20 protein-coding genes are annotated in these 20,846 nt (G+C 67.3%); 6 read left to right on the top strand and 14 right to left on the bottom strand.

All coding sequences use genetic code 11. The features are described from left to right. Window positions 1-12: 12 nt before the first annotated feature. Window positions 13-972 carry an amino acid ABC transporter permease gene (locus BACI349Y_RS05345; RefSeq protein WP_159631136.1) on the top strand — a complete coding sequence of 320 codons (960 nt, stop codon included), beginning with the start codon at window positions 13-15 and terminating at the stop codon, window positions 970-972. Further along, complete coding sequence (locus tag BACI349Y_RS05340; protein ID WP_141182203.1) at window positions 969-1,745, top strand: amino acid ABC transporter ATP-binding protein; 777 nt, start codon at window positions 969-971, stop codon at window positions 1,743-1,745. The genes BACI349Y_RS05345 and BACI349Y_RS05340 overlap by 4 nt, the downstream gene beginning before the upstream one ends. 99 nt (window positions 1,746-1,844) lie before the next feature. Here BACI349Y_RS05340 and menD read toward each other — a convergent pair whose 3' ends face one another. After that, window positions 1,845-3,596, bottom strand: a complete 1,752-nt coding sequence (menD, locus tag BACI349Y_RS05335; protein ID WP_201302501.1) for a 2-succinyl-5-enolpyruvyl-6-hydroxy-3-cyclohexene-1-carboxylic-acid synthase — start codon at window positions 3,594-3,596, stop codon at window positions 1,845-1,847. A gap of 282 nt (window positions 3,597-3,878) precedes the next feature. Between menD and BACI349Y_RS05330 the strand changes: the two genes are divergently transcribed. After that, window positions 3,879-4,967 carry a LacI family DNA-binding transcriptional regulator gene (locus tag BACI349Y_RS05330; protein ID WP_159631132.1) on the top strand — a complete coding sequence of 363 codons (1,089 nt, stop codon included), beginning with the start codon at window positions 3,879-3,881 and terminating at the stop codon, window positions 4,965-4,967. 41 nt (window positions 4,968-5,008) lie between these two features. Here the strand turns inward: BACI349Y_RS05330 and BACI349Y_RS05325 are convergent, their stop codons facing one another. From BACI349Y_RS05325 to BACI349Y_RS05295, 7 genes are all read right to left on the bottom strand, one after another. After that, the gene (locus BACI349Y_RS05325; RefSeq protein WP_159631130.1) at window positions 5,009-6,343 is read right to left on the bottom strand and encodes a glycoside hydrolase family 32 protein; all 1,335 of its coding nucleotides are present in this window, start codon (window positions 6,341-6,343) and stop codon (window positions 5,009-5,011) included. A gap of 87 nt (window positions 6,344-6,430) precedes the next feature. Next, window positions 6,431-7,333, bottom strand: a complete 903-nt coding sequence (locus BACI349Y_RS05320) for a carbohydrate ABC transporter permease (RefSeq protein WP_159631128.1) — start codon at window positions 7,331-7,333, stop codon at window positions 6,431-6,433. 8 nt (window positions 7,334-7,341) lie between these two features. Then, complete coding sequence (locus tag BACI349Y_RS05315; RefSeq protein WP_159631126.1) at window positions 7,342-8,343, bottom strand: carbohydrate ABC transporter permease; 1,002 nt, start codon at window positions 8,341-8,343, stop codon at window positions 7,342-7,344. Beyond that, window positions 8,340-9,761, bottom strand: a complete 1,422-nt coding sequence (locus tag BACI349Y_RS05310; protein WP_159631124.1) for an extracellular solute-binding protein — start codon at window positions 9,759-9,761, stop codon at window positions 8,340-8,342. The genes BACI349Y_RS05315 and BACI349Y_RS05310 overlap by 4 nt, the downstream gene beginning before the upstream one ends. Before the next feature lie 272 nt (window positions 9,762-10,033). Continuing rightward, window positions 10,034-12,100, bottom strand: coding sequence for a PhoX family protein (locus BACI349Y_RS05305; RefSeq protein ID WP_159631122.1), 2,067 nt, complete (start codon window positions 12,098-12,100; stop codon window positions 10,034-10,036). 172 nt (window positions 12,101-12,272) lie between these two features. Continuing rightward, entirely contained in the window at window positions 12,273-12,650 is a 378-nt protein-coding gene (locus BACI349Y_RS05300) for a hypothetical protein (RefSeq protein WP_201302392.1), read from the bottom strand. 13 nt (window positions 12,651-12,663) lie between these two features. Next, entirely contained in the window at window positions 12,664-13,647 is a 984-nt protein-coding gene (locus BACI349Y_RS05295) for an o-succinylbenzoate synthase (RefSeq protein ID WP_159635259.1), read from the bottom strand. A gap of 33 nt (window positions 13,648-13,680) precedes the next feature. Here BACI349Y_RS05295 and BACI349Y_RS05290 point away from each other — a divergent pair. Next, window positions 13,681-14,004, top strand: a 324-nt coding sequence (locus tag BACI349Y_RS05290; protein WP_159631120.1) for an integrase core domain-containing protein, incomplete at its 5' end; no start/stop codon positions are given. A gap of 6 nt (window positions 14,005-14,010) precedes the next feature. Here the strand turns inward: BACI349Y_RS05290 and BACI349Y_RS05285 are convergent. Further along, window positions 14,011-14,670 (bottom strand): TetR/AcrR family transcriptional regulator, encoded by a 660-nt coding sequence (locus BACI349Y_RS05285; RefSeq protein WP_159631118.1) that lies wholly within the window; start codon window positions 14,668-14,670, stop codon window positions 14,011-14,013. Window positions 14,671-14,785: 115 nt separating this feature from the next. Between BACI349Y_RS05285 and BACI349Y_RS05280 the strand changes: the two genes are divergently transcribed. Next, window positions 14,786-15,916: a flavin-containing monooxygenase gene (locus BACI349Y_RS05280; protein ID WP_159631116.1), complete on the top strand. Its 1,131-nt coding sequence runs from the start codon at window positions 14,786-14,788 to the stop codon at window positions 15,914-15,916. Here BACI349Y_RS05280 and BACI349Y_RS05275 read toward each other — a convergent pair. The 4 genes from BACI349Y_RS05275 to BACI349Y_RS05260 all read right to left on the bottom strand — a co-directional run bounded on the left by BACI349Y_RS05275 (window position 15,885) and on the right by BACI349Y_RS05260 (window position 18,942). After that, on the bottom strand, window positions 15,885-16,586 hold the full coding sequence (locus tag BACI349Y_RS05275; RefSeq protein WP_159631114.1) for an esterase/lipase family protein: 702 nt from the start codon (window positions 16,584-16,586) through the stop codon (window positions 15,885-15,887). The two genes, BACI349Y_RS05280 and BACI349Y_RS05275, sit on opposite strands and share 32 nt — an antisense overlap. Before the next feature lie 57 nt (window positions 16,587-16,643). Further along, window positions 16,644-17,861, bottom strand: coding sequence for an MFS transporter (locus tag BACI349Y_RS05270; RefSeq protein ID WP_159631112.1), 1,218 nt, complete (start codon window positions 17,859-17,861; stop codon window positions 16,644-16,646). A 69-nt stretch (window positions 17,862-17,930) separates the two neighbouring features. Continuing rightward, complete coding sequence (locus BACI349Y_RS05265; RefSeq protein WP_159631110.1) at window positions 17,931-18,359, bottom strand: hypothetical protein; 429 nt, start codon at window positions 18,357-18,359, stop codon at window positions 17,931-17,933. A 61-nt stretch (window positions 18,360-18,420) separates the two neighbouring features. Beyond that, window positions 18,421-18,942, bottom strand: coding sequence for a PAS and ANTAR domain-containing protein (locus BACI349Y_RS05260; RefSeq protein WP_236560741.1), 522 nt, complete (start codon window positions 18,940-18,942; stop codon window positions 18,421-18,423). 280 nt (window positions 18,943-19,222) lie between these two features. On the opposite strand from BACI349Y_RS05260, the gene BACI349Y_RS05255 reads away from it, so the two are divergent. After that, window positions 19,223-19,564, top strand: a complete 342-nt coding sequence (locus BACI349Y_RS05255; protein ID WP_159631106.1) for a hypothetical protein — start codon at window positions 19,223-19,225, stop codon at window positions 19,562-19,564. 28 nt (window positions 19,565-19,592) lie between these two features. Here the strand turns inward: BACI349Y_RS05255 and trxB are convergent, their stop codons facing one another. Continuing rightward, window positions 19,593-20,570, bottom strand: coding sequence for a thioredoxin-disulfide reductase (gene trxB, locus BACI349Y_RS05250; RefSeq protein ID WP_159631104.1), 978 nt, complete (start codon window positions 20,568-20,570; stop codon window positions 19,593-19,595). Window positions 20,571-20,846: the final 276 nt, after the last annotated feature.

Below are 20,846 nucleotides of genomic sequence, written 5' to 3'. Positions count from 1 at the left end.
TCAGGTGTGCACATGGACGGCCAGCATAAGGACGACGCACCGGTACTGAACAAAGCCGTGCCGGTGCGGCACCCGGGCCGATGGATCAGCGCGTTCATCATCCTGGCGCTGGTCGTTCTGTTCCTGCAGAGCCTGTTTACCAACCCCAACTTCCGCTGGGATGTGGTGGGCACCTACATCCTGGACGTCAAGGTGGTCCAGGGCGTGGGCTGGACGCTTCTGCTGACGGTCACCTCCATGGTCCTGGCCATCGTCCTGGCCATCCTGCTGGCGTTCATGCGCCAGTCTGACAACCCTGTGTTCCGCTGGTCCAGCTGGGTGTGGGTGTGGTTCTTCCGTGGAACACCCGTCTACACCCAGCTGGTGCTGTGGGGCCTGATTTCGGTTCTGTACCCCAAGATCAGCGCGGGCGTGCCGTTCGGACCCGAGCTCTTCAGCCTGGACACCGCGGCAGTCATCAACGCCACCGCGGCAGCCATCCTCGGCCTCGGCCTGAACGAATCGGCCTACCTCGCGGAAATTTTCCGCGCGGGCCTGAAGTCCGTTGACCGCGGGCAGATGGAGGCGGCCGAGGCATTGGGCATGGGCAAGACGAAGATCATGTGGCGGATCATCCTGCCGCAGGCCATGCGCGTCATTGTTCCGCCCACGGGCAACGAAACCATCGGCATGCTGAAGACCACCTCGCTGGTCCTGGCCGTGCCGTTCACCTTGGACCTCACCTTCGCCACCAACGCCCTGGCCAACCGGACCTACCTCCCGGTTCCGTTGCTGATCGTGGCCGCCATTTGGTACCTGGTGATCACCAGCATCCTGATGGTGGGACAGCACTACATTGAGGCGTACTACGGCAAGGGCGTCGACAATCTCGCGCCGGCGGGCAAGCCAGTGGCCAAGTCGGCCCGCGTGGCCCTGAGCCAGGACGGCGGACGGTCAATAGAAACGGACTTCCCCGAGGAGAGTGCACGATGACCGTCACAGCAGAGAAGCCGCTGGTCAAGATCGAGGGCCTCCACAAGTACTACGGGCACCACCATGTACTCCGGGGCATCGACATGACCGTGAACCAGGGCGAAGTGTCGGTGGTGATCGGGCCGTCGGGTTCCGGCAAGTCCACCATGCTGCGCTGCGTGAACCTTCTGGAGAGCATCAGCGCCGGCCGGATCTCCGTGGGTGGCCAGCTGATCGGCTACCGCGAGGTCAACGGCAAGCTCCACGACCTCAAGACCAAGGAAATCGCCGCCCAGCGCCGCGAAATCGGCATGGTGTTCCAGCGGTTTAACCTGTTCCCTCACAAGACCGCGCTGCAGAACGTCATGGAAGCGCCGGTGCACGTGAAGGGCCAGTCCAAGGCTGCCGCCCAGAAGCGTGCGCTGGAACTGCTGGACCGCGTAGGGCTGGCGGACCGTTCCGGCCACTACCCCTCCCAGCTCTCCGGTGGCCAGCAGCAGCGCGTTGCCATCGCCCGGGCCCTGGCCATGGACCCGGAACTCATGCTGTTCGACGAGCCCACGTCCGCCCTGGACCCGGAGCTGGTGGGCGATGTCCTGAACGTGATGAAGGACCTGGCCAAGTCCGGCATGACCATGATCGTGGTGACCCACGAGATCGGCTTCGCCCGCGAAGTGGGTGACACGCTGACCTTCATGGACGGCGGTGTGGTGGTGGAGTCGGGCGATCCCCGCGAGATCATCGCCAACCCGCAGCATGCGCGCACCAAGGAGTTCCTGGGCCGCGTGCTCTGACACGGTTCCTCACTTTCGACACGCAAATGCCCTGTCGCCGCCGGTATATCGGCAGAGGCAGGGCATTTCCGTGTCACAGCGGATTGTGCGCGTCGGCAGCTACTGCCCCGACAACACAGCCTCCACGGCGGCAGAAACTGCTTCCTTGATCCGGGCGTGGAGCTCCCGCAGCGCCCCGCGGTCCGCGCGGACCTCCACGATGCTGCGCCCCTGCACAGGCCGGCCCAGCACCTCGGCGAGTCCCGCCGTCGTACTGACCAGGGAATGCCCGACGCCGTACGCCGCCGCGAGTGCCGCGATGTCCACCGAGTGCGGGGTGCCAAAGAGGCGCTCGACGGCGTCTCCGTAGCGGCCGCCTTCCTCCACTCCCCCGTGCTCGAGCAGGCTGAAGATGGCGCCGCCGGCGTCGTTCAGGACCACGATCCGCAGGTCCGGCTCTTCTTCCCCCGCGCCGAGGAGGAGCCCACCGGCGTCGTGCAGGAAGGTCACGTCGCCCAGCAGGACAGTGGTCTGCTGCCGGCCGCCCAAAGCGATGCCGGTGGCGGTGGAAATGGTGCCGTCGATGCCGGCCAGGCCCCGGTTGGCGTACACGGTGGCGGCTGGATCCGCGGCGGGAAGTCCGGCGAGGTCCACGTCGCGGATGCCGTTGGAGGAGCCGAGCAGCAGCTGGCCGCGCGAATGCTTCCAGACCAGCGAGGCCACCGAGGGGCCGGTGGCAGCGGGGTCGGCGGACACCACCTGGTCCAGTGCGTGCTGCGCGGCCGATCCGGCAAGCAGCCACGTGTCCAGCCAGCTGGAGCTGCCGCGGCCGGCGAATCCGGCGAGGTCCGCGAGGTTTTCCAGCGGCAGTTCGGTGCGGCGCCCGGGCTCGTACCAGGCGACCGGAACCGGCTGGTACAGGGCCGATTCGACGTCGGCACTGGCGAGCAGCGCGGCCACCGGACGGGACAGCGTGGGCCGGCCGAACAGCACCACGCGTTCGATCGGTTGCGCGGAACCGGCCCGGAAGTGCTCCAGCAGCAGCCGGTACGGGCCCACGGCGTTTGGACCGAAGCGGGAGTTGGAGGATGGCTCAGCGAGCAGCGGCAGGTTGTGGGCGCGGGCAAATGCTTCGGCAACCGGACCGGCGTCGTGCCCGGCGAGCACCACTGTGCGCCGCTCGGGCAGGGTGTCCGGCGCCGCCGGCAGGTTCATGACCAGGGGCTCGGATCCCACCCGGTAGCGCTGCCGCTCCACGGCGTCGGGCAGCCGGTCCCCGGGGGCCGGAACCAGCGGGTCGCGGAACGCGAGGTTGAGCTGGACCGGGCCCGGCGCAAGGTCCGGGAATGCGCCGGTGGCTGCGGAGAGTCCGGTCTGGACGGCCCGCTCTGGGTTGCTGCCGGCGGGAACATCGGCGGCGAACCGGACGTGCTCGCCAAAGAGGTCCGGCTGCACCGTGGTCTGGTTGGCCCCCGTTCCGCGCAGCTCATCGGGCCGGTCTGCTGACAGGACGATCAGCGGGACGGCGGCATGGTTGGCTTCCATCACCGCGGGCATGAGGTTTCCGACGGCGGTTCCGGACGTGGTCAGGACGGCTGCGGGCGAGCCACTGGACAGGGCCAGGCCAAGCGCGGTGAATCCTGCGGAACGCTCATCGATGCGGACCAGCAGGTCCACCCGGCCCGCGGCGGAGGCCTCGGCGAGGGCGTATGCCATTGGCGCCGACCGCGAACCCGGCGATACCACCACGTGCCGCACGCCGCCGTCGAGCAGGACGTCGACGGCGATCCTCGCCGCAGCGAGCGCACTCAGCTCAGCGTCGGGGGCGTCAGGGCTGCCCAGCCCGGGGGTGTCCGGAGTTGGTTCGTTCAACGAAGTCACCAACCCAGTTTGCCACCCTCCAACGCCCCATCACCTCCTGCCCCAATCCACCACACGCCCCATCACCTCCAGCCCCAATCCACCACACGCCCCATCACCTCCTGCCCTGATAGGCCCGAAAGGTGATGGGGCGTTCCCGAAAAGGGGGCTAAAGGTGATGGGGCGTTCCCGAAAAGGGGGCTAAAGGTGATGGGGCGTCGGAAGAGAGCGGAAGCTCACACGAGTTAGGTAAACTTCACCCAAGCAAGAGATCCCAGCATCCGAAGGACCACCATGAAGCGCAAGGCCACCGCCCTCGACGTCGCCAAGCTGGCGGGCGTTTCGCGCAGTGCCGTGTCGCTCGTGCTGAACGGACGCGGCGACGGAAACGTGGCCCTGGAAAGCCAGCAGCGGATCCGGGAAGCGGCGGCAGCGCTCAACTACTCCCCCAACAAGATCGCCCTGAGCCTGCGCAACCAGCAGTCGCGCATCATCGGAATCGTGTCCGACCAGGTGGTCACCAGCCCCTTCGACGGCAACATCATTGCCGGCGCGGATGCGGTGGCCCGGGAACACGGCTTCGTGACCGTGGTGATGGACACCGAGCTGGACGAGTCCCGCGACGAGAGCGCCGTGGAAACCCTGCTGGACCGCCAGGTGGACGGCCTGATGTACGTGACCGTGGGCCTGCGGCCGCTTCATGTGCCCGCAAACATGGCCCGCGTCCCGTCGATCCTTGCCAACTGCTTCGATGACCGGCCGGAGGCAGGGCTTCCGGCCGTGATTCCTGACGAATTGCGCGGCGGCCGGGAAGCCGCGGAGCACGTAATGTCGCTGGGCCACCGGGACATCGCGTTCCTCGCCGGCGACTCCCTGACACCCGCGGCGCCCCGCCGGATCGAGGGCTACCGTGCGGCCTTCAGCGGCGCGGGGATGCCCGTCAACGAGGACCGCGTCATCCAGGTGGGCTGGGACATCGACGCCGGCTTCCACGGGGCCATGAAACTCCTCGAAGGCGTGGAACCGGCCGCCCGGCCCACCGCCATCCTGTGCGCCAACGACCGCCTGGCTATCGGTGTGGTGCTGGCCTGCTACCGGCTGGGCCTGAGCGTCCCGCAGGACGTGTCCGTCATGGGGTACGACGACGAGTTCCGCATCGCGAAGGCCATGGTCCCGGCGCTGAGCACCATGGCCCTGCCGCTCCGGGAGATGGGGGCCGCCGCCATGGCGTCGCTGCTCGCCGAGGTGGGGTCTGCACCTGAGGGAACGTCCGACGACGACGGCCCGGCTGCCGCCGCCGTCTCCGGCACCGCAGGGGAAACGATGGTTCCTTGCCGGTTGGTGGTCAGGGAATCCACCGGCCCGGTCCCGGCCGGACGCTGACCACGCCGCGGCCGGGACCCGCCGGGCCGGTTTGGAGGGGGCTACGCGGGCCTGGCCAGGCTCCAGACGTCCGCCGTTGCCCCTGCGGGAAGGCTCAGTTGCCACTCCTCCCCCACAGCCGGGTAAGCACGCAGCGTGGTTGCCACCGACCCGGAACGGTACACCTCAACCAGGGAGGCATCCACGAACATTCGCAGCTCCTCCCCCGCGTCGACGCTGCCGCTGAAGACCACCTGCCGGCTTCCGTTCCCCACCAGGAGCAGCTCCACAGCACCGCCCATTCCTGCGGTGACCACAGCCTCGGCGAAGGCAGGCAACCGCACCGTCCCGGATGCCTGGCCGGCGAGCAGCTCTCCGCGATAGGCATCAATTTCCGGGGCTGGGCGCACTGCCAGGGCGCCGTCCACAATCGACAGCTCGCGCGGGAAGGTCAGGACTCCGGCCCACCCGGCGGCGTCGATCTCTTCCTGGCTGCGGCCGCGGCGCCCGTCCCGCCCCGGGCCTTCGTTGGCCCATCCCCACAGCAGGGCCCGGTTTTCCAGGGACACCACCTGCGGAGCGTAGAAGTCGCGGCCCAGGTCGGACTTTCCGCCGGTCCGCGGCGTGAAGACGGGCAGCCCGGTGGCGGGGTCCTCGGCCAGCGATCCGATCAGGTGGCCCACCCCGTTGGCGTGTTCGTGTGAGTCGCCGGCGAGCCAGAGGGAGAACATCATCAGCCAGGTGCCCCCGCCCGGGGCATCGTTGTCTGGCACCTGCACCAGCTGCGGGCACTCCCAGATCTCGGCCGGCGTGAACGTAGCGGCAACCGGGTTCTCCGAGGTCAGCCAGATGCCCTGGTACTTCCAGTCGGACAAATCGTCCACGGTGTAGAGCAGCAGGGCGGCGTGCCCGTTGGCCAGTCCGGCGCCCTGCATGGCGTACCGCTTGCCGTTGAAGCGGAAAATGAACGGGTCCCGCACGGCGGTGACCTGTCCGTCGGCGGGCATGGTGGCGGCCACGTGGCCTGCCTGCTCCCAGTGGATAAGGTCCTCCGAGCCGCGGGCGATGACCACCTGTGAGTGCCCCCCGTCGCCGCGGACGCCGGAGTACGCAGCGGTGGGAACACCGTCGTCGTCCGTGACCACCCCGGTCCAGCAGCCGTACTCGTCGGGGCCGCCGTCCTGCGGGCGAAGCGCTACGGGGTGCTCCTCCCAGCGGACCAGGTCCGCCGAGCTCACATGTCCCCAGGCGATCCGGTGGTGCCGGGCCGAGTCCGGGTTGTACTGGAAGAAGACGTGGTACCGGCCATTGACGAAGCTGATGCCGTTGGGGTCGTTGATCCAGCCCTGACCGGGGCGCGGGTGGAAGCGGGGGAAGGCGGGGTCGGGCGGCGGCAACGTCGTCGAAGGTGACGGTGCCGGGGTGGACGGCGGCGAGGTCCGGGGAGGTCATGGAACGGCCTTTCGGGCTGGAGGGAAGGAGGTTTACTTGCCGGTTCCGGCCGTGAGGCCGTCCTGCAGGGCGCGTTGGCCGAAGATGAAGACCACCAGCGCGGGGATCATGGACAGGACTACGCCCGCCAGGACCACCGAGATGCTGCCGGTGCCCAGGTTTCCCTGAAGCGACACGAGACCCAAGGGAAGCGTGAAGTTCTGTTCGGAAATGGTGAGGATGAGCGGGCGGAAGAACTCGTTCCAGTGGAAGTTGAACGCGAGGATTCCCACGATCGCCATGCCGGGCATCGCCAGCGGCGCGTACACGGAACGGAATGTCCGCCACGGGCTGGCGCCGTCGATCGAGGCGGCTTCGGCGAGTTCGGCCGGCAGCCCCATGAAGTACTGGCGCATCAGGAACGTGCCGAATGCCGTCGGGATGGCGGGGAGGATCAGGGCGAGCAGGGTGTCGGACAGGCCCATGCCGCGGATCAGCATGAAGACGGGGACGATCGTCACCTGCACGGGTACCATCATCGTGGCCAGCACGATCGAGAACAGCGCCCCGCGTCCGCGGAATTTCAGGTGCGCGAACGCGTAGCCGGCCAAGGCGGCGGAGACCATCTGGCCCACCGCGATGATTCCGGTGACCAGGGCGCTGTTGAGGACCAGCAGGAAGATATTCAGCTGCTTGAATACCTCCCCGTACGAGGTGAAGTCCGGGTTCCAGGGTATGAACGACGGCGGCAGCTTGAACGATTCCGACGGCGACCGCAGCGACGTGGACAGCGTCCAGAGCACCGGACCGAGCGTGAGGGCGGCCGCGAGCAGCAGCAGGAGGGTCCGGACGGCGAAGCTCCAGTTGAACTTCTTCCGGTTGGGCGTGGTGACGGGGAGGCCCTGGGAGAGCCGGGGGGAATGTCCGGCCAGGCCGTGGTCAGTTGTGGTTGTCATGGCTGGCCTTACTGGTAGAAGACGAATCGTTTGCTGAGCCGGAACTGCGCGGCCGTGATGGCCATGATGATCAGCGTGAGCAGCACACCGATCGCGGACGCCTGGCCGAATTCGAGCCGCTGGAACGCCGATTCGAAAATCACCATGACGGCGGTGCGGGTGGAGTCGCCGGGCCCGCCGCGGGTCAGGACGTAGGGCTGGTCGAAGACCTGCAGGGCGCTGATGATGGCCATGACGGAGGCGACGAGGGTGGTGGGGCTCAGCAGCGGCAGCGTCACGTGGAGGTGCTTGCGCCAGCCGGTGGCGCCGTCGATCGCGGCAGCCTCATATGTCTCGACCGGTATGGAGGCCAGGCCGCCGATGAACAGGAGGAAGGAGAAGCCGAAGTTCTGCCAGACGTACACCAGGATCACGACGGCGGCCGATCCGCCCGGTGTGGTCAGCCAGGGTACGGCGGGGATGCCCACCAGGGACAGGAACCAGTTGACTACGCCGAACTGTTCATTGAAGAGGTACCGCATGAAGATGGACACCGAGGCGGCGGACAGGATCAGCGGGAAGAAGAACGCGGACCGGAAGAACACCCGCAGCCACGCCGGCATCTTCTCCTGCACCATGACCGCCAGTGCCAATGCCAGTCCCAGCTGGAGTGCCACGGCCACCACCACGAATACGAGGGTGTTCAGGAAGGACACCCTCACGGTGGGGTCCTGGACCACCTCCGAGAAGTTGTCGAAGCCCACAAAGCTGGGGGCCGAGATGATGTCCCAGCGGAAGAAGGCCAAGACAACCGAGGCCACGATGGGGATCAGGGTGAACAGGCCCATGCCCAGGATGGTGGGGGCCAGGAAGATCCAGGCCAGCCAGCGCTGGTTGTGCCTGGCTCCGCTGCGGCCGCCGGCGGTGGTGGCACCCCTAGTGCCGCCGACGCCGCTGGTGCGGGCCGTCGTCGTACTTGCCCGGCCGGCCGCCCGCTCGGGCCGTTCCCGGGGCGGGGTGGTGGTGCTCATGACTGCCTCCTCAGGGCAAGTTCAAGGTCGCGCTGCATGGATGCGAGGGCCTGCTTGAGCTGCTGCTCGTCCCCGCTGACGGCAAGGGATACGTTCTTCATCAGGGCCGTTTCGACGGCGGCCTGCTGGGGTGGTGCCGGGATGGGGCCCGTGGTGGGGAACCGGTCCAGGGTGTCGTAGAAGACCTTCCAGTGGGCGGGGCCCTTGCCGGCGTACAGGTGTTCGTTGACCATGGAGCGGCGCGCCGGCGTGGTGATCGGGTTGGGGAAGATCAGTTCCATTGCCTCGCGGCTGGAGCTGAACTTGATCCATTCCCAGGCGGCGTCCTTGTCCTTGGCGGTCTTCATGATCGCGTAGCCGGCGGTGCCAAACTGGTGGCGCTGGGTCTTCCAGCGCGGGAAGAACTGGACGTCGAAGTCGTTGGCGCCCATCCCGGCCTCGTGCAGCCCCTGCACCCAGTAGCCGCCGGCGGGAGTGGTTCCAATGCGGTTGGAGGCGAACAGGCCCACCAGGGAACTGCCGCCGCCTTCTTCCGGCCGGACGCCCAGGCCGTCCTTGACCAGGCCCCGGAGGTAGTCGAAGGACTCGAACACCCGGTCGTCATTCGCGTTCGGTTCCAGCCACTGGTAGCCGCCGGAGCGGAGGCTGCGGGAGGGGTCGTTGGCGTAGAAGCCGTCCCAGAGCCAGTCGCCGCCCGCGGACCTGGTCTCCTTGAGGAAGCTGGTGTCGTTGGCGTAGAGCCACGGCACCACGCCGCCGAAGAGCCTGTTGGTCCAGTAGTAGGGCGTGAAGTCAGAGGTCCGGGCCTTGCGCATCGCGGCGAGGCTGTTGCGGAAATCGATGTGGGTCCAGTCGTCCGCCGGCCGGTCCAGGCCTGCCTGCGCAAACGCGGCGGTGTTGTAGTACATGTTGGCCGCGTTCCAGTCCATGGGGAGCTGGTAGAGGCTGCCCTTGTACATGAAGGCTTCCACCAGGCTGGGGTGGACATCATCGAAGAATTCGCGCATGTCCGCGGCGTCGCGGCGGATGTATTCGTCCAGCGGGTGGGCCAGCTTTTCGGCGAACAGCTGGGCGCCCTCGGTGGCTACGTACACCACGTCCGGCGGCGTGCCCGCGGCCACCATGGTGAGGATCTTGGTGAAGAAGTCTTTCCAGTCCACGGCCTGGATGGCCTGGACCTTGACCCGGATGTCCGGGTGGAGGCGGGTGAATGCGTCGATGGCGCGCTGGCGGGCGGCGGCGTCCGCGGCGGTGCCCATGATGGCGATGCTGAGGCTGTTGTCTCCGCGGCCCGGAATGTCCGTTCCGGAGAGCCGCGGCCACGACGCCACGGTTGCTCCGATGATTCCCGCGCCGAGGGCACCAAGGGCAGTACGGCGGGTGATGTCCCGCAGGTGCCCGTTTATGGCTCCGGTCATGTCATTTCCTTCCTAACACGTGTTAGGAACTGTAGATGACCGACCTAACACGTGTCAAGCATCACATGGAGCGCTTCCCCGGCAGCTGGGTAAGGCGCGCGTTTAACCCCGGAACGCCCGCCCACCGTTCCGCCGGAAGGGGCAGAAAGTGAGCGGGCGTTGATGGAAAAGCGGCCAAAAGTGATGGCGCGTCCCCGGAAAGCCGGCCAAAAGTGATGGCGCATCCCCGGAAAGCCGGCCAAAGGTGATGGCGCGTCCAGGATGGGCGGGGGTTAGCCGCGGAACACCTGGACCACTGAGGGACGTGGCGCGCGCACCTGGCCGGGTGCCGGCGTCGTGCCTGCCGGGACGTAGTCCGGGAAGAACGAGTGCGGCGCCTCGAAGGTGCCTTCCTCGCCCGGGTGCTGCACGGAGACGAACACGGTGCGCTCGTCATCGTGGATGACCGGGCCGCAGGTTTCGGCGTCGCGGGGAACGGAAAGGAACTGCTCCACCTTGCCGCGCTCGGCGCCGTCCAGGGTGACCTTGAAGAGGCCGTCGTTGTAGCCGATGCCGGAGGGGGCGCCGTCGGTGGAGATCCAGAGGTTGCCCACGGAGTCGAAGGCCACGTTGTCCGGGCAGGAGATGGGCGAGACCTTGTCCGCCGGGTAGCCGGAGAAGTAGGTGACATCGCCCTGCGCCGGATCGCCGCAGACCATCAGGAGGGTCCAGTTGAACTTCGTGGAGGTCTGGTCGCCGGTTTCGGTGATTTCCACGATGTGGCCGTCGCGGTTCTGCGTGCGGGGGTTGACCTCCGTGGCGCCTTCCTTGGTGCCGGTGCCGCGGTCGGAGTTGTTGGTGCAGACCACGTAGACCTTGCCGGTGTGCAGGCTGGGCTGGACGTCCTCGCAGCGGTCCATCTTGGTGGGGCCCACCTTGTCCGCAGCCAGGCGGGTGTACACCAGGACCTCTTCGACGGACATGCCGGGGACTGCCGACTTTCCACCGACCACCAGGGGCAGCCATTCGCCGGTCCCGTCGAACGCGCCGTCGGACGGAAGCGCCCCGGTCCCGGTGATCTCCGCGGCGGGCGAGTTGCCGGTGAACTTGGCAACGTAGAGGTCGCCCTCGGAGAGCAGGTTCATGTTGTTCCTGCGGTCGCCTTCCATGTACTTGCCCTTGGAGACGAACTTGTAGAGGTAGTCGAACTTCTCGTCGTCGCCCATGTAGGCCACCACGTGGCCGGATTCGGCCACGATCACATTGGCGCCCTCGTGCTTGAAACGGCCCATGGCGGAGCGCTTCTTGGGGGTGGAGGTGGGATCGAACGGGTCGACTTCGACGATCCAGCCAAAGCGGTTGGCCTCGTTCTCGTACCCGGCATTGCGGGTGTCGAAGCGGGGGTCATCGAGTTCCCACTTGCGTGCCGTGGGCTTGGCGGTGAGGCCGTAGCGCTTGTCGCCGGCTGACGTGCCGCCGGCGACGAAGTAGCCGTTGAAGTTTTCCTCCCCTGAGAGGATGGTGCCCCAGGGGGTGGTGCCGCCGGAGCAGTTGCCGAACGTGCCCTTGATGGCGCGGCCGGACGGGTCGGCCACAGTCTTCACCAGCGCCGAGCCGGCAACCGGGCCGGTCAGTTCGTAGGTGGTGTCGGAAAGGTAGCGGCGGTTCAGCGGCGCGCCCTTCACGTAGCTCCACGGCTTGGTGGTGTTCTTGCGCTCCAGCTCCACCACGGCCAGGCCGTGGGCGGCGCGGCCGATGGCACGGGTTTCCACCGGGTCATAGCCGGCCGGGACCATGATGTTTTCGTTGGTGTACTCGTGGTTGGTGAACAGCACCGCGCGGCGGCCCTTGCTGCCCGGGATTTCCACGATGTCCGTGTAGTCGTTGTTGTAGCCGAACTGGCGGGCCTGGGCTGCTGCCGTCTGGTTGTTCAGGTCGAACTCGGGGGAATCGCTGAACAGCGGGTCGCCCCAGCGGATGATCGGCTGCCAGGTGAAGCCCTCCGGCACGGTGAAGGCGTCGACGGCCTTGTCGACCGGCTTGATGGCCGTGAACTGAAGCTTGGAGTTGCCGAAGCCTTCCTTGGCGGCCTTGGACAGGCCCGCGGCGGAGGCAGGTTCGGCGGAGCTCACGGCTGAACCGAGGGCGACGGCGAGCGCACCGGCGGCGCCAAGGCCCAGGGCGGCGCGGCGGGACATGGTCGCGGAGGCGATGTCGCGGAAGTAGCTGTTGGAGCTGGTGTTGCAGACGTCGCCGGCGCAGGCGTTGTCGCACTTGAGCGCACAGGTGACGGGGCTGCGCTTGCCCTTGGTATGGCCGAGCATGGGCAGCAGGGTGAACTTGCGGGCGGTTTCAGACATGGGGAACCTTCCAAGGAATCTCTCTGGGGTGCCCGATCACCCTTCCAGCCGCTTCCTACAGGAACCCATCCAGTTGATGAAGTTAGGGTTAACCGCCCGTGACCTGCAGGAACGTTGCCAAATCCCTCATCGACTGCTGCGTAATTGTCGTTGTGGAGCCCCACAACGACAATTACGCAGCAATCGATGGTTTAGGCGGGAAGAAGGCGCGGGCCAGCAGCAGGAGCCCGGTCAGCGAAAGGGCGATGAAGACCACCTGGTGGATGTGGTCGTCGCCCGGAGGGAGGTTCCCTATGAGGTGTGCCGCCCAGAAGAACGGGTAGAACCAGAGCGCGTACCAGGCCCACCGTTCGCGCCGCCGGAAGGGCACCAGCACGATCAGCACACCGAAAAGGCCCAGTCCCGCCGAAGCCAGCCCGTCCGCCCGGTACAGGCCGGCATCCCCGGCCGGCGGAAACAGGGCAACCACCACACCGAACACCAGGATGCCGGCGCTGACGGCAGCAAGGCAGAGCCAGCCCACCCGCATTGTCAGCTTCTCCCCGCGCACGGCGACACCCTACCTACTCGGCAATCGACGGGGTGAGGAGGGCGTGGACGCGGCGGAGCCGGTCCAGCCACCAGTCCCGCCGCTCAGCGGGAGCCGCAAACCGCTCCAGCAGCCCGGCGTCGGCGGCCACGTCGCGGAGGCGGATGGCGCCGTCGTCGGCCACCAAGGGGTCCAGCGTGATATCCGATTCGAACAGCGACACCGTGCCCAGGCCGCAGGCGTACGGCAGGTCCGGCAGGGCGGCGGCCAGCGCCAGCCCGGCGCGGATGCCCACCGAGGTGTCCAAAGCTGAACTGACGACGGCGGGAAGTCCGGCCTGTGCCACGATGTCCAGGGCGCGCCGCACTCCCCCAAGCGGTGCCACCTTGACCACGATCAGGTCCGCCGCGCCGGCCCGGGCCACGCGGAGGGGGTCGGTCTCCTTGCGGACACTCTCGTCCGCGGCGATCAACACGGGAGTTCCGGCGTCACGGAGCCGGGTCCGGACCTCAGCCAGGCCCTCGATGGACGGCACCGGCTGCTCTGCGTACTCGAGCCCCACCGGCGCCAGCCGAGTCAGTGCCTCCACGGCGCCTGGAACATCCCACCCGCCGTTGGCATCCACGCGGACGGCAGCATCCGGCAAGGCGGCGCGGACGGCGTGAAGCCGTGCAACGTCGTCGTCCAGTGACTGCCCCTGCTCGGCCACCTTGACCTTGACGGCGTCCACCCGGCCGAACCGTGCCAGCACGTCCGGCACCCGGTGGGCGGGGACGGCCGGGACCGTGGCATTGACCGGAACCGTCGCTCGCAGCGGGGCCGGGAAGCCCTGCCACCCCGCCTCGATGGCGGCCGCCAGCCACCGGGAGGCTTCGGCGTCCCCGTACTCCGGGAACGGGCAGAACTCGCCCCAGCCCGCGGGACCCTGGAGCAGGAGGGATTCGCGCTGCATGATCCCGCGGAACTTCACCCGCATGGGCAGGCTGACCACGCGTGCTCCGGCCAGCAGTTCCGCCAGCGGGGGAACTGCTTGGGGCGGGTTGGCAGGAGNATGGCCGCCAACGGAGCACCGGTGAAACGGGTCATGACAGACAACGCCTTCGCCTACCGGCTCTCCCGCGACTTCCAGGACGCACTCGCTGCCCTGGGCGCCAAACACATCCTGATCAAACCCCGCCACCCCTGGCAAAACGGCAAAGCAGAACGCTTCAACCGCACCCTCCAAGAAGGCTGGGCCTACCGCCAACCCTTCACATCCAACCAAGCCCGCGTCGACGCTCTACAGTCCTGGCTAAACTTCTACAACAACCACCGGCCACACGGCAGCCTCGGAGGCAAACCACCTATCAGCAGGTGCAACCAACCTACTGGCTGAGTACACCTAGGACCGGTCCCCTGCCAGCAGCAGCCTGCACCAGGCATCGGCCAGCCACTCAGCGAACTGCCGGGGACCCCACCCCCGCTGGTCCACCAGGAGCACCCAGTACTCGGGACCGTTCATGCTCCAGACCGCATCGGCAAGTTCGGCCGCGGGGCGGTCCGTTCGCAACTCCCCGGTGGCGGCGAGGTCCCTAACGAACAGCAGCATGTTTGAGGCACGGCGGTCGGAAATCTCGGTCCACAGCGCAGCGCAGTCGGGATCAGTGCCGGCGGCGTCGCGCAGCGCCAAATAGACCGGCGCCAGGCGGGGCTGGATGCCGGCCAGCGCGTGGGCGTAGATCGAGATTTTCTCGGACGCTGCCTTCGCCTCCCGCAGGCGGACCACGTAGTCCCGTTGTTCAGCGGGCACGGCCTGGCCGGTGCCCGAGATGGCCGCTTCCACCACCTCCCGCAGCAGGTCCGGCTTCCGACCGATGGTCGCATAGATGGTGTCGACGGCGACTCCGGCCCTCCGCGCAATGCCCGCCACCGTAGTGGCCCGGTACCCCTCCCCCACGAAGAGCTCGCGGGCGGCGGCCAGCACGGCGTCGCGGGTGGCGGCCGCCTGCTCCTTCCGCAAGGGCGAGTGGTAGCGGCGTGCGGGGGCATTGACTTCACTCATCGCCGGGCCTAGCCTTAATTAATCCGAATACTATTCGGATGAATTGTAGCAGAAAGCCCCGGACAGCAACGCACGGCGTCAACGCAGCGGAACAGGGGCGGAAGGGCAGGGCATCATGTCAGAGCACTTCGACACCGTGGTGATCGGAGGCGGCCAGGCAGGCCTGGCCATGGGCTACCACTTGTCCCGCGCCAAGCGTTCGTTCGTCATCCTTGATGAGAACCCGCGGACCGGAGACAGCTGGCGCACCCGCTGGGATTCCCTCAGGCTCTTCACCCCTGCCCGGTACGATGCCCTTCCCGGAACCCGCTACCCTGCCCCGCCGTGGTCTTACCCGTCGCGTGAAGAGTTTGCCGACTACCTCAGCAGCTACGCGGAGAAGTTCGGGCTGCCGGTCCGGAACAACGTTCGGGTTAACCGCCTCAGCCACAACGGAAACAGCTTCGCCATCGAAGCGGGCGGCCTATACCTGGAAGCCGACAACGTGGTGGTGGCACCCGGCTGGGACAGAACACCCAACGTGCCGGCCTTCGCACGGCAGCTCACCCCGGACATCAAGCAACTCACGGCGGGAAGCTACAAGAACCCGAAGGACCTCGCGCCAGGACCCGTCCTGGTGGTGGGGGCCGGCAACTCCGGCGCGGACATCGCCCTGGAGCTTGCCGCCGGCCGCACGACCTACCTCTCCGGCCGGCACCCCGGCGAGATCCCCTGGCCCATCGACGCCGTGGCGGCCCGGCCCCTCACCCTCGCTGTTTTCTTCGCGTTCTCCCACGTCCTCAACCTCAACACCCCCGCCGGCCGGAAGGCCCGCCCGCAGATCCTTGCACACAGCGGGCCACTGGTCAGGGTGAAGAACCGGGACCTGGTGCGTGCCGGCGTCGAACGCGTCCCCAGGACGGAAGGCGTCCGGGACGGCCGGCCACTGCTGGCTGACGGACGAACACCCGATATCGCCAACGTCATCTGGTGCACCGGCTTCCGGCCGGACCTGGCGTGGATTGACCTGCCGGTGTTCGGCCCGGACGGCGAGCCGGACCACGCCCGCGGGGTGGCCAAAGCCCGGGCGGGACTGTACTTCCTGGGAGCCACGTTCCAGCAGTCGCTGGCATCCTCCATGGTGCACGGCGTGGGCAGGGACGCAGCCTTCATAGCCCGGTGCATCGCCGCCAAAGCGCCACGCGGATCAGGGACAACGCAACTGCCCGGGGACGTCAGGCCGGAAGGTTCAGCTGCTCCACAATGATGCGGGCGGTCGCGGGGTCGCCGAGGATCCGGAAATGCCCGGCCACCGGCAGCTCGATGTTGGTGGCCCCGGGCAGGACGCTCCCCTCCGGAATGTGCGGATCGAACGGTCCGTAGAGCGACGTGATGCGGCTGTTGATGGCCAACTCGCGGGACATCTGGAGGGTCAGGGCATTCCGCGGCGAGAAAATCCGGAGGCTGGGCAGCAGCATGTACCGGGCGTAGCGCGAGCCTGAAAAGGGCGAGCACACAGCGATCATCCGGGCGATCCGGTGCTCGGGATCCAGGGACAGCATGGTGTACTTGCCGATCAGGCCGCCCTTGCTGTGCGCCACCAGGATGGCATCGCGCAGCCCCGCCTCCTCCAGGTGCTGTGCCACCAGTTTGGCGGCGTCCGGCACCTTCAGTTTGTTGCGTTGGAGCACCGTGACCACATGCACCGGATGCCCGGCGTCGTGGATGGCCTGGATCAGCGGCATCATGAACTGCCAGTTTTCGTACACGCCGGGGATGATTACCACAGGCGGGCGGGTGCCGTTGCGGAAGGACGCCGGCTGCACGCGCGAGAGGAACCCGCGGACCTGCCAGCCCGCGGCGTACACATAGTCCTGCGCCCACCACACAGCCTTCTGCAGCGGACTGATGCGGGCAGCGGCGCCGGGATCACTCATGAGTCGAGAATAACCTCGGCGGGGCGCCTACCCACCAACCGGGCCCGCAAACACGCCTCAGTAGTTGCGGCGGTGCTTCAGGCGGGGAATCACGACGGCGAACACGGCCGCCGCGGCGAAGCCCAGGACGCCCGTGGCGGCGATCCCCGGACCCAGGGAGGCGAGGGCCGTCACCCCGGAGAGGAGCACCGGTCCCCCGGTGGAGCCGGCGTCCGCCATGAATCGCCAGAGGCCCAGGAACTGTCCCCGGCCGCGGTCCGGTGAGAAATCGGCGCCCAGGGTCATCACCAGCCCGGAACTGATGCCATTGCCAAACCCGATCAGCAGCGCGGCCAGCAGCAGCCCCACAAAAGACCCGGTCAGCGGAATGAGGAGCAGCGCGGTCCCCATGAGCAGCGTGGACGGAACCGCCACCCACTGCCGGCCCTTGCGGTCCATGAGTTTTCCCGCCGGGTAGAACACCAGCATGTCGATGGCGCCGGACAGCCCGTAGATCAGGGACGCTGAGGTGGCATCCATGCCAAGGTGGTCGGACCAGAGCGGGATCACCACTTGCCGGGAGGACCGCAAGGCGCTGAGCAGCAGGATGCCCACCCCCAGCGAAAGGAACACGCCGGCATGGGACACCGCGACGCTGCGGAGCGTGGGCTGGGGGCCAGCGTCCGCACCCAAGCGGACCTCCGGCGTCGTAAGGTCCGGGATGGTCAGGGACAGCATCGCGGCTGCCGCCATGGCCACCACCCCCACCCAGTAGGCGCCGGCGATGCCGAAGAACTGCATTACCGCTGCCCCCGCAAAGGGGCCGATGAAGACCCCGATCCGGTTCACGCCGCCCAGCGTGGACAGCGCGCGGGCACGGAATGCCACGGGCACGGCCTCGGTGAGGTACTTTTGCCGCGCCAGGCCAAAGACCGCACCGGACATCCCGACGACGGTCATCGCCACGGCGAGGAGCCATAGTCCGTTCGGGGTGAGGGAGGAAGTGGCGGCGGCCGCCAGGGCCAGGCCGGCGGCGACGGCGGCGCCCACGATGGACCAGCGTTCGCCGAAGCGCAGGGTCACCAGGGAGGCGGGCAGGTTGAAGAACCAGGACCCCAGTCCGATCAGGGTGACGATCAGGGCTGCCACCGCCACCGAGGCGCCCAGGTCGCGGGCAGACAGTGCCACCACCGGGAGGATGGCGCCCTGCCCGATTCCGAAAAGCAGTGTGGGGCCGAAGGCGGCCACCGCAATGCTGCGCAGGTTGAAGGGCTCGGGGTCATCCGGGGAAGTCATCAGATTTATCCTATGACCGCCGGATCCGCACCCCCCGCATCGCCGGCTGTCCGCGGCGCCTCCGGTGTCTTAGCGGGCCCGCGGCTCGAGCCCGGCAAGGGCACGGAAAAGGTTGACCAGCTCAACAATGGCGCCGATGACCGAGCCCACGATCCCAAGAACCAGGAGCACCCTTACCACAACGGGCCAGCCGGACCAGCTGGTGCCGAAGTCGAACGGGAATACCTCCCAGAGACGCATCATGGCGGCCACGCCGACGCCCATGACCACCAGGTTTCCCAGTGCCAGCAGTGCCCTGGCACGAATCACCGCGCAGACCAAGTTCACGATGATGCCCGCGATCAAGGAGGCATTGATGAGGTCCAGGGCGCGGGGCATGTCCGCCGTCAGGAACGGCAGCACCCGCCACCCGGGCCAGACGTTGATCCCGTACAGCAGCAGGGCGTTGACTATGGCGGAGCCAATGCTGCCGCTACGGCTGATGGTCCTGTCCGCCATGCCCACCAGCGTGGCCCGGAGGTTAGCCTGCGGGAAGTGCCGAAGGTCCCCTGAGCCGGGCTCAGTAACCGGCCAGGAGTTCGGCGGCCTTGCCGTCCGCGGCCGCGTTGACCAGTTCCTCTGCGACGATATGCAGTTTGGTGTTGGCGTGCTGGCTTCGGGTGGCCAGGACCTGGAAGGCCGCCTGGCCGTCCACACCCCGCAGTGCCATGACGATGCCTTTGGCCTGCTCAATGAGGGCCTTGTGCCCGTACGCACCCTCGATCGCTTCCTCCGCCGCGTGCTGGGATTCGATGCGCAGGCTCTGGGTCACGTCCACCATGAATCCGCGGACATACTCCACCTGCCCCGACGGCTCTGCAACGGCCTGGACCGCGGAGAAGACACGCCGTTCCCTGCCCCGGGCGTCTATGACCCGGTGGAGCAGGGCCCCTTGGCCTCCGCCGTCCAGGAGGTTCGTCCAGAGGGCACGGACCGGCTCCCGGTCCAGCGGGTGCTTGTGGGCCATGAACAGTTCCCAGGTAGGCACCACGTCGCCCTTCTTGAGGCCGTGGATGCCGTACATGCCTTCGGACCACTCCATCTTTCCGGAGGGGACGTGCAGTTTAAAGGTCCCCGAGGGACACAGCGCCGGCGGCTGGAGCGGAAAGAGATACGTATCCAGTTTTGACCACATATTATCCTTCTCAAGTCAGCCGAACCCAGCCGAAAGCAAGGCACCCACCATAACTTTACTTGCCGGCCATATGTCACATTCCATGGCAGGCTCCCCAAAATTGTGGGGGTCACAAAGGGCCCGGCGAGGAGTAGCGTTCGCCTTATGGGGTGCTGAAGCGCGTCCCAATCCAAGGGGAGGTCAGTTCATGGGTGAAGTATGGATCCGCACGCTGGGCAACGGGCTGGTCCGGTCAGACCGAGTCACCGAGATTTCATCCACCCGGGGGTCCCTGCACGAGGACCGCGGGTATTCACTGAAGGTCATCGTGGACGGCAAGGGCCACGTACTGATTGACGACGGCGGGCTGCAGGGTTCGCTGCCCGAGCGGCTGGAATATGCAAGGCACATGGAGGACGCCCTGCTGCTGGCCATCGACGAGGCGCGCGAAAGCGACGCGTCCATGGTGATCTCGTACGAGCCGGAACGCGAGCGCTGGTCATCGGCCCCCGTTTCCGTATTAACGGGAAGGCTCCCCGAAGTCGTCTGACCTGGGGAGCGTTCCCGCTGCACACTGTTCAGCTGTGGGTCGGCTCCTCCACCAACGCCGTGGCGATGCTTGCGGCATCCTCAAGCGCGGCCAGGAAGCGTTCGGCGTCCAGGGCAGCGGCGCAGCCGGTGCCGGCGGCGGTGATGGCCTGCCGGTAGCGGTGGTCCACGGCATCGCCGCAGGCGAAGACGCCGGGCAGGTTGGTGCACGTGGTGGGCGCGTCCACCTTGATGTAGCCTTCGTCGTCCAGGTCCACTTGGCCTGCCACGAGTTCCGTGCGCGGCAGGTGGCCGATGGCCACGAAGATGCCGGTGGCGTCCTGGTGCCGGGTTTCACCGGTGCGGGTGTCCGTCAGGGTGACGCCGCTGACTTTGCCGTCGCCGTGAATGGCGGTGACGGCGGAGTTCCAGGCGAAGCGGATCTTGGGGTTGTCCTTGGCGCGCTGCGCCATAATGCGGGAGGCCCGCAGTTCGCCCTTGCGGACGACGACGGTGACGGACTTTCCGAAACGGGTCAGGAAGGTTGCCTCCTCCATGGCGGAGTCGCCGCCGCCCACCACAATGATGTCCTGTTCACGGAAGAAGAATCCGTCGCATGTGGCGCACCAGGAGACGCCGTGCCCGCTGAACTTCTTCTCCTCCGGCAGGCCGAGCTCCTTGTAGGCGGAGCCGGTGGCCAGGATGACGGCCTGGGCCTCGTAGGTCTCCCCGCCGCCGGTGACCACGCGCTTGACGGGACCTTTCAGGTCGACGGACGTGGCGTCGTCGTACTCAATGCGCGCGCCGAACTTTTCCGCCTGCTGCTGCAGCCCGTCCATCAGTTCGGGGCCCTGGACGCCGGCCGGGAAACCCGGGAAGTTTTCCACCTCGGTGGTGTTCATCAGCGCGCCGCCGGCGGTGACGGATCCGGCCAGGACCAGGGGGTTCAGTCCGGCACGGGCGGCGTAGATGGCGGCGGTGTAGCCGGAGGGGCCGGAGCCGATGATGATCAGCTGTTCTTTGCTCATTGCGTGTCCTTCGGTGGCGGTACTGCGGTGCGTCCGCGGGCTGCGCGAACAGGAGTCGGGTGGTCAGTAGTTTCTGTGCGTGCCCTGATCACCCCGTCCGATTGTTTCATTGCTTGGCGGGCCACGGCCAAGCAGCGGTCCGGGCTGCCAACTGGCGAACCCCAAAGTGATAGGAAACTGCGGTCGATGTAATAAACGTCACCGTGTTGCGCACATCACATCGGTTGCCTAATCTAATTGAGGCTTAAGCAAACAGGCCATGCAAGAAGCTGCAGC

Source organism: Arthrobacter sp. 8AJ, assembly GCF_902506025.1.
GTDB lineage: Bacteria > Actinomycetota > Actinomycetes > Actinomycetales > Micrococcaceae > Arthrobacter.
Note: the sequence above shows the minus strand (reverse complement) of the source record. Positions and strands in the feature narration are given on the sequence as shown.